Annotated in this window: 14 protein-coding genes; 3 read left to right on the forward strand and 11 right to left on the reverse strand. The window is 53.2% G+C overall.

Annotation, left to right across the window (positions count from 1 at the left end):
* Positions 1 to 5: 5 nt before the first annotated feature.
* A complete protein-coding gene (gene malI, locus M2371_RS06805) occupies positions 6 to 1,022 on the forward strand; it encodes a Mal regulon transcriptional regulator MalI (protein ID WP_259267314.1) in 1,017 nt (338 codons plus the stop codon).
* A gap of 34 nt (positions 1,023 to 1,056) precedes the next feature.
* Here the strand turns inward: malI and rnk are convergent, their stop codons facing one another.
* Positions 1,057 to 1,467, reverse strand: a complete 411-nt coding sequence (gene rnk, locus M2371_RS06810) for a nucleoside diphosphate kinase regulator (RefSeq protein ID WP_034493939.1) — start codon at positions 1,465 to 1,467, stop codon at positions 1,057 to 1,059.
* A 156-nt stretch (positions 1,468 to 1,623) separates the two neighbouring features.
* A complete protein-coding gene (locus M2371_RS06815) occupies positions 1,624 to 3,000 on the reverse strand; it encodes a GntP family permease (protein WP_172895251.1) in 1,377 nt (458 codons plus the stop codon).
* 289 nt (positions 3,001 to 3,289) lie between these two features.
* Here M2371_RS06815 and M2371_RS06820 point away from each other — a divergent pair, with 289 nt between their 5' ends.
* Positions 3,290 to 4,120, forward strand: a complete 831-nt coding sequence (locus M2371_RS06820) for an alpha/beta fold hydrolase (RefSeq protein WP_034493942.1) — start codon at positions 3,290 to 3,292, stop codon at positions 4,118 to 4,120.
* A 45-nt stretch (positions 4,121 to 4,165) separates the two neighbouring features.
* Here the strand turns inward: M2371_RS06820 and M2371_RS06825 are convergent, their stop codons facing one another.
* Positions 4,166 to 4,315 carry a hypothetical protein gene (locus M2371_RS06825; RefSeq protein ID WP_167333330.1) on the reverse strand — a complete coding sequence of 50 codons (150 nt, stop codon included), beginning with the start codon at positions 4,313 to 4,315 and terminating at the stop codon, positions 4,166 to 4,168.
* Positions 4,316 to 4,590: 275 nt separating this feature from the next.
* Between M2371_RS06825 and M2371_RS06830 the strand changes: the two genes are divergently transcribed.
* Complete coding sequence (locus tag M2371_RS06830; RefSeq protein WP_232062625.1) at positions 4,591 to 4,836, forward strand: hypothetical protein; 246 nt, start codon at positions 4,591 to 4,593, stop codon at positions 4,834 to 4,836.
* A gap of 95 nt (positions 4,837 to 4,931) precedes the next feature.
* Here M2371_RS06830 and rna read toward each other — a convergent pair whose 3' ends face one another.
* The 8 genes from rna to citC all read right to left on the reverse strand — a co-directional run bounded on the left by rna (position 4,932) and on the right by citC (position 12,540).
* Positions 4,932 to 5,732: a ribonuclease I gene (gene rna / locus M2371_RS06835; RefSeq protein WP_259267694.1), complete on the reverse strand. Its 801-nt coding sequence runs from the start codon at positions 5,730 to 5,732 to the stop codon at positions 4,932 to 4,934.
* 96 nt (positions 5,733 to 5,828) lie between these two features.
* Entirely contained in the window at positions 5,829 to 7,292 is a 1,464-nt protein-coding gene (locus M2371_RS06840; protein WP_172895249.1) for an anion permease, read from the reverse strand.
* 26 nt (positions 7,293 to 7,318) lie between these two features.
* Complete coding sequence (gene citG / locus M2371_RS06845) at positions 7,319 to 8,209, reverse strand: triphosphoribosyl-dephospho-CoA synthase CitG (protein ID WP_404979381.1); 891 nt, start codon at positions 8,207 to 8,209, stop codon at positions 7,319 to 7,321.
* Positions 8,181 to 8,732 (reverse strand): citrate lyase holo-[acyl-carrier protein] synthase, encoded by a 552-nt coding sequence (gene citX / locus M2371_RS06850; RefSeq protein WP_259267315.1) that lies wholly within the window; start codon positions 8,730 to 8,732, stop codon positions 8,181 to 8,183. The genes citG and citX overlap by 29 nt, the downstream gene beginning before the upstream one ends.
* A 3-nt stretch (positions 8,733 to 8,735) precedes the next feature.
* Complete coding sequence (citF, locus tag M2371_RS06855) at positions 8,736 to 10,256, reverse strand: citrate lyase subunit alpha (RefSeq protein ID WP_259267316.1); 1,521 nt, start codon at positions 10,254 to 10,256, stop codon at positions 8,736 to 8,738.
* 9 nt (positions 10,257 to 10,265) lie between these two features.
* Positions 10,266 to 11,174 carry a citrate (pro-3S)-lyase subunit beta gene (gene citE / locus M2371_RS06860; protein ID WP_156104858.1) on the reverse strand — a complete coding sequence of 303 codons (909 nt, stop codon included), beginning with the start codon at positions 11,172 to 11,174 and terminating at the stop codon, positions 10,266 to 10,268.
* A complete protein-coding gene (citD, locus tag M2371_RS06865) occupies positions 11,171 to 11,467 on the reverse strand; it encodes a citrate lyase acyl carrier protein (RefSeq protein WP_259267317.1) in 297 nt (98 codons plus the stop codon). Before citD ends, citE begins: the two co-directional genes overlap by 4 nt.
* Entirely contained in the window at positions 11,464 to 12,540 is a 1,077-nt protein-coding gene (citC, locus tag M2371_RS06870; RefSeq protein WP_259267318.1) for a [citrate (pro-3S)-lyase] ligase, read from the reverse strand. Before citC ends, citD begins: the two co-directional genes overlap by 4 nt.
* Between the last annotated feature and the right edge of the window lie 227 nt (positions 12,541 to 12,767).

Genomic DNA, 12,767 nt, shown 5'->3' on the forward strand with positions numbered 1-12,767 from the left:
ACGGGATGAAAAAGGTCAATATTATTGATGTGGCACAACTAGCTGGAGTTTCTGTCTCCACCGTTTCTTTAGTGCTGCGCCAAAAAGGGAAGATCTCCGAGGCGACCATCGAAAAGGTCAATGCTGCGATTAAACAGCTTGGCTACGTCCACAACGTGGCGGCGGCGAATCTGCGTTCCAGCACCTCCAATCTCATCGGCCTGATCATCCGCGATTTTAACGATTCTTTCTGCGTTAATGTGATGGCGAGTGTGGTTCATTACCTTGAGAAACAAGGGTATATGGTGTTTCTCGGCCATCCGCAGGATGACACGCAACAGCTACAACAATGCTTAACGTCGTTCACGCAACAAGGTGTGGCTGGGGTGATTTACCTGGATGCCAACCACCGTTTAGCCTCGATTCCGTCACTTATTTCTGAATGCCCGTTGCCGACGGTGATTATCGCGGAGTCCACGGTGAGCAGCCATCGCGACGTGATTGGGCGAGACAATCGCCAGGCCGGGAACCAGGCGACGCGCTATCTGCTCGATCGCGGCCACCGCAATATCGCTTATCTGGGCGGTACGGCGGCAAATCTCATGCGCGAGGAACGCTTGCTCGGTTATCGCAACGCGCTGGCGCAGTACGATTTACCGTTCCGTGAAGAGTGGGCGCCAGTTTGTGAAAATGATACGGAAGCAGCGGCCCGTTTAACGCGCCAGTTGCTTGAGAAAAACAGCAAAATCACCGCCATGCTTTGCCATTCCCCCTCGGCCATTATTGGCTGCCTGAATGGGATTGCGCAGGTTGGGCGAACCGTCGGTAAAGATGTGTTTTTGACGCAGCAGGTTTCGTTAATTGGTTTTGAAGACATGATGAACATTAATCTTACTTCGCCACGGTTTACCTATGTTTCGGCATCCAGTGAAGAAGCGGGAAGACAAGCCGCAACGCTGATTGTGAACAAGATTAAAGAGCCGACGTTACCGCCGCAGAAGATTATTATTTCCGGGGAGTTGGTACAACGCGATTCAGCATAACGCTTCCCCCTCCAGCACGAAGGGGGATACATCATTAGCGGTGATATTCACCCGCCGCTTCTGGCTGGTACTGCACCTCTAGCACTTCGAGATGTGTCTGGTTGCCGTTTGGCAACGTCCAGTTAATCGTCGCACCTGCACGTAAACCCAAAAGCGCTGCTCCAACAGGCGCCATCACAGAAAGCTGGTTATCGCTGTCTGTCAGGTTTGCCGGGTAAACCAGGGTGCGCACATGCTCTTCTTTCGAGGACAAATCGCGGAATTTCACGCGGCTGTTCATCGTCACAACATCAGCCGGAATATCTTCAGGCTTACGCATTTCCGCTCTGTCCAGTTCGGCATTCAGCACGGTTGCTACCGGCTGGTTGGCAAATTGTGGCTGCTCCAGCAAACGGTCAATACGCTCGGCATCGAGTTCATTAATGATAATGGCTGGTCTGGACATAATTCTCGTTTCTCTCCGTGTAAATAGCAGGCAGTCATATGCCTGATGAGGACCTTACAAAAGAAAACCCTCACCGGTAAGAGTGAGGGTTTGGTCTGTAGTGATGATACTGAGCTTAGCCCATAGTTTAAAGTGACATCAGTCACAAACTACCGTTTACAGAATAATGCTGCCGACCAAAGCGAACAGGAAGGCGATAGTCCCGATAAGCGTTTCCATCACGGTCCAGGTCTTCAGCGTGGTTTTCTCGTCCATTTCAAGGAAACGACCGACCAGCCAGAAACCGGAGTCGTTCACGTGAGACAACACGGTTGCGCCGCCGGCAATCGCCACCACGATAAAGCACAGGTCGAACTGGCTAAGGCCAGGAGTTGCTGCGACCATCGGGGAAATCAGTGCCGCAGTGGTGGTCAGCGCAACCGTTGCCGAACCTTGCGCCACACGCAGAGCGGTAGAGATAACGAACGCGGCAACAATCACCGGCATACCGGTATCAGACAAAATACCTGCCAGCGCATCGCCAATGCCGCTTGCACGCAGAACGCCGCCGAACATACCACCCGCACCGGTCACCAGAATGATGCCGCAGATTGGGCCAAGCGCGCCATCACACACTTTTTCCAGATGCTGGCGGCTATGGCGGCCGCTAAATACTGCCAGAGAGAAGAACACGGTAATCAGCAAGGCGATAGGGGTTTTACCCAACATTCGCAGGAACTGAACCACAATGTTATCGGCGCTGACCCAACCGAGCACGGTCGCGGTGTTCAGGCCGGTATCGAGGAAGATCAGAACCAGTGGCAGTAACAGGATGGATAAAACGGTACCAAACGCTGGCGGCTGGTGGTTAGGATCGGCTTCCACGCTTCCGAGGAAAGAAGAAGGCAAAGGTACTTCGAATTTTTTACCCGCGTACAGGCCAAACAGGTAAGCACCGAGATACCAGGTTGGGAGCGCGATCACCAGACCGACAATCACCAGCAGGCCGATGTTTGCACCCAGTAATTCACTGGCAGCAACCGGACCCGGATGCGGTGGCAGCAAGGCGTGCATGACGGCAAACGCACCCGCAGCAGGCAGCGCATATTTAAGCGTGGAACCACCAAACTGTTTTGCCACACTGAAGATAATCGGCAGCATGACGACCAGACCCGCATCGAAGAAGATTGGGAAGCCAAACAGCAATGAAGCCACGCCGAGCGCCAACGGAGCGCGGTGCGAACCAAATTTACCGACCAGCGTGTCAGCCAGTACTTTTGCGCCGCCGGAAATTTCCAGCAGACGGCCAATCATTGCTCCGAGGCCAACCAGCAGTGCAACGCCCGCCAGTGTGCTACCAAAACCGCCCAAAATAGTCGGGACAATTTTGTCGAATGGCACGCCAGTGACCAGGGCTACGACAACGCTCACCAGTGTTAATGCTAAGAATGCATGCACCTTAAAGCGCATGATGAGAATAAGCAGGAGTAGAACTGCACAGGCTGCGATCCCTAGCAGGGTTCCTGCACCGTAATGGGCTGTAAGTTCGGTCATATGTTTTCCTCTGCGCCGACTTTATAAGTGAAAAAGGCTTTAAGCATAATTCACCAGATTGCTGATACCGGTAACATGATATCGGTAACATAACGCTGTCGGGAATGGACCACCTCATGTTTATTAACATTTTGGGAGCAAGGTCAAACTATCGAAATAAACCCTCACAAGCCGCAGTAGAACAATTGCTGACCGTAAATAAACCTGCCTGGTGAGAAAATTGAATTACGCTGTATATGCACCTTTCAATTGGGCACATCGTACGACCATCACCTGAACAGGAGATATCATGAGCCATTTCGACAAACTCAAGTTAAAGGACGGCAGTTCTCTTTATTTTAAGGATTGGGGAGAAGGGCAACCGGTAGTATTCAGTCACGGCTGGCCATTAACGGCGGATGCGTTTGAAGATCAGATGTTTTTCCTTGGGCAGAAAGGATTTCGGGTCATCGCTCATGACCGGCGTGGGCATGGTCGCTCATCGCAAACCTGGGACGGTAATCATATGGATCAATATGCTGACGACCTGGCCGAACTGACGGCGCACTTAAATTTGAAAGATGCGATTCATGTCGGGCATTCAACCGGCGGCGGTGAAGTTGCCCGTTACATTGGGCGTCACGGTACGAGTCGCGTGGCGAAAGCGGTTTTGATCAGCGCCGTTCCGCCGATTATGGTGAAAACCGATTTCAATCCCAACGGTGTGCCCATTGACGTGTTTGATGGTATCCGCGAAGGCGTGCGTGCCAACCGCGCAGATTTCTTCAAAGAGCTGACGCTGCCGTTTTATGGTTACAACCGTTCAGGTGCAGAAATCTCGGAAGGGGTCAGAGAGAGTTTTGTAGAACAAGGCATGCAGGGCGGGATTAAAGCGCTTTACGACTGCATTAAAGCGTTTTCTGAAACCGACCTGCGCGAAGATTTAAAGAAAATGACCATCCCGACGCTGGTGATTCATGGTGATGACGATCAAATAGTGCCGTTTGAGACCTGCGGCAAAGTCACAGCGGCGACATTGCCAGACTCTATCTTCAAGGTTTATGAAGGCGGTTCGCACGGTATTTGCACCACGGAGAAAGACCGGGTCAATGCGGATTTGCTGGAGTTTCTGAAAGGCTAGCGTCATACGGCGGGTAAATCAGTTTTACCCGCCGTTCAGTTATTTTCATTTCGCCGCGACCGGCAACATAATTTCTTTCAAAATTTCATAACGTTGCTGTGGTGAAAGCCAAATCAAACCTAACAATTTGTGCGCCTGGTCTTCGCGTTCGAACTGCGTTTTTAACTGCATTAAAAAACGTTTTGTTGTGTTCATAGTCACCTCCACTTTTGATAAACAAAGCATATGACTACAAACCCGGAACTAATAGTGAACTGATTGTTTTTTGTGTTCAGTGTTTGTTGGTACCGTTACGTCATTATTCATCGGCGCTAAACTTAATGTTAAGTTGTTGATTTTGTGAGATTGATCGGAATTAGGGAAAAAATAGAGGAGTAAGATTTTGTCCGGAATCGAACATAAAATCTTATTTTCAAGGATCTTCTTGCATGAAATGGAATGCATTTTTTGGTTTGATCATGGCAGTGGCTATGGCATTTGGCATGGTGACTTCCGTCAATGCCAGCCAAAACAAAGACGACATCAAACAGCAAATTATCGACGCTTCAATAGAAGGCTATCCCGGCAATTGCCCTTGCCCTTACAACAGCATGAGAAATGGTCGCCAGTGCGGAGGCCGTAGCGCATGGAGCAAAGAGGGCGGTTATTCTCCGATTTGCTACAAAAAAGAGGTGACGGATGAAATGGTAAAAGAGTGGGAGGCTGGGCATTCTTGAATGTCGGATAGCGCTGGCGCTTATCCGACCTACGAAAGGCACCAATGAGTTACGTAGGGTGGATAAGCCGCAGGCGTCATCCACCGCTTTGGTGATTAATAACCCACCGCATCCAGGCGGAATTGCTTCGCGCAGTTGCCTGGGTTTTTCTGTTTAGCGAATGAATCTTCGTTTAAAGGGCCGTTAATTTTTGCTGCATCCAGAGAGATTTGCATTTCAGTCAGGTAAGCCGGATTCCCGTTGCAGGTCAGTTTTACCGCTTTTACCGCATCGTCTCCCCAGCTTTTTTCCAGCGCTTTATTGAAGGCTTTTCGCGTCACGATTTTGCCGTAGTTTTCAGCCAAAAAGTTTCCAAAAGCGCTTTGTTTAAATTCACTATTCAGACGCACCATGGTGCCGAAATAGGCATTAGGGTTGAAGCCAAAACAGACGCCATGTTTGGCAAATTCATAACGATCCAGGCACGACTGGCCGCCTGCGCCCGGCATGACTCCGGCGAGCTGGCTGGCGATATCTGGGGTTAATGCAGGCACAGCTGCCTGGCATTTTTGCGAGCCGCGAACCTCGGCCATGTTAGGAACCGGGCGTGTTGAACAGCCATAACGCATCCAGCGCTTTTCATCTACACCTCTTGCTGCCACTGATTTTGGCAAACCAGGCCACAGACCATGCACCGTCAAAAAGGCACGTTTATCATTTTGTTCCTGCTGAGTTTTACACTCGGCAGGCTCATTGCGATTGCGTTCATGCATGCTTTGGCAAAAGCCCGTTTGCCAGGATAGCGCCAGGACATAACGATCAAAATCGCCATATTGCCTGGCGGTCAGCGGCTGCGCTTGCAGCAGGGAGCTGGTGGTCAGTAAAGAGGTCAGAATTAGCGTGTTTTGCCACGTCATTTTCATGCGTTTTCTCGCTCGGGCTTCCAGAAGTCATCATATTTAAACATAAAAAAAGCGCCTCACAGAGACGCTTGTTTCCAGAATGACTTACCGTTAGCTCCAGAGGGCCAGAATCGGCCAGCCGACGCACAACAACAGGCTGATATAGATCACGCCAAAAATGGCACCTAATCGCCAGTAATCTTTGGATTTCACATAGCCGCAGCCATAGATAATCACGCCAGGGCCGGTGGCATAAGGCGTCAGGCAGCCCATTATACCGATGGACAGCACCAGCAGGATGCACAAGTGCTCCATGGGTACGCCCGGAATACCTTTACCGACGGCGAGGATCATCGGCAGCATAGTAGCCGTGTGGGCCGAAAGGCTGGCGAACAGATAGTGCGCAAAGTAGAACACCAGAACCAGCACGATCACCGTGGCGTTAGGCGAGAATCCTTCAAGGTGAGAGCTCATGGTATTAGCAAACCAGTCGATGAAACCGGATCGGCTCAGGCCGCTTGCCATAACGACCAGCGTGGCGAGGTTCACCAGCGTGTTCCAGGCACTGTGATATTTGGTGATGTCTTTCCACGGCACGACGTGCAGCGCCAGCATCAGCGATACCGCCAGTAAACCCACCGCGGTGGCATCAATGATTTCACCGCCGAACACCCATAACCCGAGGCTCAGTAACACTAAACAGATCAAAATCATCTCTTTGCGTGTTAACGCGCCCATCTCTTTTAATGCGCCGCTGGCCCAGCCAGACACCTCCGCGCTGTGCGTCACTTCTGGTTTATACAGCACATAAGAAAGCCATGGGGCGACGATCAGCAAGATGATTCCCACGGGCAGGAAACTTAAAAACCACTGCATCCAGCTTATCTGGATACCGGCAATTTTGCTGACGAACTCCAGCCCCAGCACGTTAGGTGCCGCCCCGGTGATAAACATCGAGGAGCTAAGACTGGTACTGATCACCATCATCCACATCAGATAACTCCCGATGCGGCGCGATGAAGGATCGTTTGGGAAGGACTGGAACAGCGGCGGCAGGTTTTTGATTACCGGGAATACGGTGCCGCCGGTTCGTGCGGTGTTTGACGGGGTAAACGGTGCCAGTAGCACATCGATGATGACAATCGCGTAGCCGAGCGTCAGCGTCCGCTTGCCCATGAATTTCACCATAAACAGCGCGATACGGCGACCCAGCCCGGTGACTTCATAACCCAGCGCGAAAATAAACGCCCCGAATACCAGCCAGACCGTGGTGCTTGAGAAGCCCGCCAGCCCCCATTTCAGCGCCTGTTTCCCGGCGTCAAATGCAGGGTCTGCCAGTTCTTTAGCGTCGAACAGCAGGTAATTGCTACCGATAACGCAGATTGTCACGGCGATAAAGCTGATTGCCGTTGCTGGAATCGGCTCCAGAATCATGCCGACAATCATGGCGACAAAGATTGCAAAGTAGTGCCACGCCTGCGGAGGCATGCCGTCGGGCACTGGAATAAGCAGCATCACGGCCATCACCACTAGCGGGGCCAGTAACTTCCATATTTTATCTTTTGAAACAGACATAACTGATTCTCCAGTAAGGATTTTTATTAATTTGTGTTGAGTGTGTAAGGCATTAGTTCGCTTAAAAAATGGGTGACGATCAGCAGATCAGCGCTACCGCCAGGGCTGAGATTGCGTTCGATACATTGCTGGTTAAATTCATGCAGGTGGCTCAGATCGGCGGGTTGACGAATACCACCCCGGCGTAACAGTGTTTGGGCGTGTTGTTGCAACCATTGAAGGCCAGCGCTTCCGCCGCGCGAGGCGACGTTGGTGTCGTTGTTGACGGACATCAGCACCAGCAAAGTGTCGAGCAACGCGAGTTCGGGGTCACTTCCTGCCGCCAGGCGTGTGCGGTAATGGGGAAGGGCGAGTGTGAGCACCAGCGGATAGCCCGCCTCGGCTTCTCCGCGTGCGCCTGTTAGCCCCATCTGCCGGTAAAGGCGTTGCCCGGCGGTTTGTTGGATGTTGCCGTTTTGCAGTTCGCGACCGGTTAAACCCTGGCAATAATCAGCGACGGTTTTACCGACAGCAGCTGGCGAAATAACTTGCCGCTGCTGATACAAGCGCCCGATGGCGGCACACAGCAATCCCAGGGAAAAAATGGTGCCTTTATGGGTGTTGACGCCAGCCGTTGCGCGGAACATATCGGCTTCACAGCCCATGCCAATCACGCGCAGGTCCGCGAGGGATTCATGTGCTGGACGGTTGGCGTGACGGGCACCTGATTCCATAAAACGCGGCAACCAGTGGCGGATGGCTTCGGCGCTGCGATGAAAATCCTCAAGCGCCATGTCTTTGTGCGCTCCGCAGTTAAAGCTGTCGACCAGGCCCGGTTTTGGGGAGAGGTTGACTTCAGTCAGCATCGCGCGCCATGCGAGGTCACAGCAGCCCGCCACGATATCGGCATCAAGCGTGGGCAGCGTTTTCGGCAGCATCTAACAGTGCCTCCATGCGGGCGTGCAGCTCAGAAAGCGAGTGAGTTTGCTCACGGGTACACAGGCTGGCAGCACGCTGGCAAATCAGGCAATCGCGTGGTGGCTGGTCAAAGTCGCTACGCGAAAGAATTATCCCCTGCGTAGTGAGCACATCCAGATCCCAAAGCCTGCCCAGTGGGTGCGACTGCTCAAGCCCGATGGTAGCCAGTTTCACACTCATGGCTGGCGCATCTATTGCCAGTAATCCTTCCGGCCCGGTGGCTAAAGACAGGCAAGTCTGTTTTTTGATTTCCCAGCCGGAAAGCTCTGCCAGGCGGCGTAATTCCCTGAGACCATGATTAAAGATACGTCGCGTCAGTTCGGTGTCTTTTACAGGCCCAGGCGCAACGATGGTAAACGAAACCAGCGTTACACCATGGCGGTCCAGCCAGGACTGTTGGCGGGTCTGGCGTGCATCACGGCTGGCGATAATTTCCGGCACCGTAACAACGGCGTGGGTTGCAGAGGTAAGATACAGCGGCATCGTTTACTCCTTCACCTGGTGAACGACGTCGATAACCGAGCCGTCGCGGTAGCGCACCACCGCAATCACGCGGTCGGTAAATTCAATCGGCTGCGGTTTTCCGGTGAGGAGTCCGGCGCGTTCACGTAACCATTCGATGGAGACGACTTTCATCCCGGCTTCTTTGAGGGTTTCCGCCAGTTCCGGGCGCGCCGGGTTGACGGCGATACCGTGGTCTGTGACCAGAATATCGACGCTTGAGCCAGGCGTGACGCAGGTTGTCACTTCATCTACCAGCGTAGGAATGCGTCCGCGAACCAGCGGCGCGACGATAATTGACAGCGCGGCGGCCACGGCAGTGTCGCAGTGGCCGCCTGAGGCGCCGCGTAGCACGCCGTCCGAACCGGTCAGCACGTTGACGTTAAAACGCGTGTCCACTTCCAGTGCGCTGAGCACGACGACATCCAATCGGTCTACAGATGCGCCTTTCGAACCCCAGTTGGCATACTGATTGGCGCTAATTTCGATATGGTTCGGGTTGTGCGCCAGCGATTCGGCTGCGATGCGGTCAAAGCTCTGCACGTCGAGTAACTTTTTGATTAACCCTTTTTCATGCAGATCAACCATCGTGGAGGTGATGCCCCCCAGCGCGTAAGCCGCGTGAATGCCACGGCTGCGCATTTTGTCTTCCAGAAAACGGGTGACGGCAAGGGATGCGCCGCCGGTGCCGGTTTGCAGGGAAAAGCCTTCTTTGAAATAACCGGAGTTCACCACCACATCGGCCGCACTTCGGGCAATCAACAACTCGCGAGGATTGGAGGTCATGCGGGTGGCGTCTGCGCCGATCTTGTCGGCATCGCCGACGCGGTCGATCTGAACGATCAAATCCACATGATCCTGCGGGATGCTGGCGGGATTGTGCGGGTAGGGCTGCAGGGTTTCGGTCAGCAAAACCACCTGGCGGGCATTTTCTGCGTCTACTTTCGCGTAACCCAGCGAGCCGCAGCAGGCTTTGCCGGTGTAGCCGTTGGCGTTACCGAAGGGATCGCAGGAAGGGACACCCAGAAATGCGACGTCAATTTTCAGCTCGCCGCTTTTGATCAGTTGCACACGGCCACCGTGGGAGTGGATTTGCACCGGTTCGGCCAACAATCCGCGAGAGATCTCTTCAGCAAGCTCGCCTCGTAGCCCGGAGGTATAAATACGGCTGACGACGTTGTTGCGGATATGCTCGACCAGCGGCGCATGGCAATCGGTTAATGAGCTGGAAGCCAGCGTCAGATTTTTAAAGCCCATCCGGCCGATAGCTTCCATCACGGTGTTTAGCGTCAGATCGCCGCCGCGAAACGCGTGGTGAAAGGAGATGGTCATCCCGTCGTGTAGCCCGGAACGGCGAATGGCTTCATCAAGCGAGGCGCACAGTTTTTTGTCGCGTGGCTTTTGCGTTTGCTGGTTCAGTTTGGACGCGTTCTGGAAAGCCTGGATATCGCTTTCGCTGCGGCGTTGCCAGGCGTTGAGGCGTTCCTGTCGTTGAGTGTGAGTCATTGTGATTCCTTATTCTTCACGAAGGCCAGAAAGCGCTGCCCGGGCGAGTACCAGACGTGCGCGTTCGATTACCGGGCTGTCTACCATTTTGCCGTTGAGCGAAACGACGCCGCGCCCTTCGCGAGCGGAGGCTTCGGCGGCTTCCACGACGCGTTGTGCATGGTCAACCTCTTTGCGCGTCGGGGCATAAAGGTTGTGCAGTAGCTCAATCTGGCGCGGGTTGATCAGTGATTTGCCGTCAAATCCCAACTGTTTGATGTGGGCCGCTTCATGTAAAAATCCGGCTTCGTTATTGGCATCGGAATAGACGGTATCGAACGCCTGAATCCCTGCCGCGCGCGCAGCCTGAAGGATTGAGCAGCGAGCGAACAGCAGTTCCACGCCTTCCGGCGAACGTTCGGTGCGCAGGTTGCGCACATAGTCTTCTGCGCCTAACGCAATACCGATAAGCCGGGGTGAGGAATGGGCAATGGCCACCGCCTGCGTAATGCCCTGTGCGGATTCGATTGCCGCCAGCAGGCCCGTGCTTCCGGCTTCGCGACCGCACTGGGTTTCAATGCGCGCAATTTCAGTTTCGATGTCGATAACATCCTGAGCAGAGTCGGTTTTCGGCAGACGAACAATATCGGCACCACCGCGCACCACCGCTTCCAGGTCAGCCAGACCGTATTCAGAGTCCAGCGCGTTAACGCGCACGATGGTTTCGATTTCCTGATACAGCGGGTGCTGTAGGGCGTGGTAGACGAGGCGGCGCGCCGCGTCTTTCTCGCGCAAAATCACCGAGTCTTCGAGATCAAACATCAGCGCGTCGGCGCGGTAGATAAAGGCGTTGCTGACCATGGCAGCATTTGCGCCGGGGACGAACAACATGCTGCGGCGGGTGCGGGTTTTCCGCTGCTGGGCGATAGGGGCAATCACTGGCATTCCTCCCACGGCAGAGCACCAACGTCGCTGGCACGAACCAGTAACGTTTCAAGACGTGCGCGAAGAATGCAGTCCAGCGCGCCTTTATCATCCACGTTCAGTTGAATGCCACGCACGTCATAGCGCGTGAGAGTTTCCATCAGCGTGGCGCGGATCGCGGCGCCAAACTGCTTTTCAACGCTGCTGTTGATTTGCAGGTCAATTTCCTGGGTATCGAGCGGGATAATGCGAATCATCACATCTCCCGATTCAAGCGTGCCGGCGACGGCGGGGCGGGTAATTTTCATTTTTCACCTGTTTGTAATGCGGGTTCCGGTTGCCTGTCAGCGGTGCTTTCTGATCGCGTGGCAAGCAGGTTTTGCAAATATTCTCGGGTCGCTTCCGGGACGAGGTGCTCAATGGCTGCGAAATCTTTTTTCACCAGCAATTGCCGCACGAGGGAGGCGGAAATGGATACCCCGCGATAGCGCAGGCGTTCAATTTCCACCAGTTCAATGGGCGGGGAGCTATCGGCTGGCGAGGCCAGGCGTTGGTACATATCGGCGTTGTATCCGGCGGTGACTTTACAGAAGGGTTCGGTGCCAACAAATCGGTGCGTGATACCAAGTGCGGGAGCGAGGTGTTGGCGGAAAATCTGTAAGTCGATTTCGGTGTAACAGTGGTTAATCACGCTCTGCTCTTTGATGAAGTAGCAGGGGAAAGTGGCGCGAGAAATCATGTACTCCGAGCCACGATGAACGGTGATTTTGGCGATGTCGGCGGTGCCAGCTCGCACCAGAGCGAGGCGGTCTTCGTAAGGGAAGCGCGAGGTGTCTTCTTTCACCATAAACACATGCAGCCAGTCGCATTGTGCGGCCGCTTTTTGAATCAGATAGCGGTGGCCGAGAGTGAACGGGTTGGCGTTCATCACGATGCAGCCGATTTTATTGCCGTCATGGCGCAGTGTGGTGAGGTAACTGGCGTAACGTTGCAGGCGCGTGGCGCTATTTTCCATCAGCACCATTACGCCAGGCACGCTGGCGAGAGTATAAAAGCCGCACTGTTTAAACAGCGCTTCGTTGTGACTTTTGGTGTAGATAAAAAGATGGGTGCTTTGTCGCTCAAAGGCTAAATTGATTAATTCAGTGGCGAGCGTCAGGGCTAAACCTTCACCGCGGGCAGATTCACTGATGGCGACACACTTAATGATATTTCCGGCAATTCCCCCGCAGGCAATAAGCTGTTCATCACGGGTTAGGGTAATAAAGATTTCTACCGTGGTATCGATGCTCAGCGAGTTGGCACGGAGAAAACGCGTAATCTCAGCCATCTTTTTATTTTCTGCGCGTTTAACCCGGGCTAATACGGTATTACTGAACATGAAAATCCTTTTGCCACGCGAATAATTGCGTGGGTGGAAACTTGTTGAAATAAATGTGTTGCCGATTGTCGCAAATGAATAACATTTTGTTTTCAATCATTCCCATCGCTACATTGTTAAGGCTGTTGCGCGAATTTAACGATCGTACGGAGAAAATGATTTTTTAATTTTGATATATTTCACAAAGGGTTAAGTGGTTTAAATAGACTTAATGGTTTTTATTTTCT

The sequence above is a fragment of the Buttiauxella sp. BIGb0471 genome (assembly GCF_024807715.1).
Classification (GTDB): Bacteria; Pseudomonadota; Gammaproteobacteria; order Enterobacterales; family Enterobacteriaceae; genus Buttiauxella; species Buttiauxella agrestis.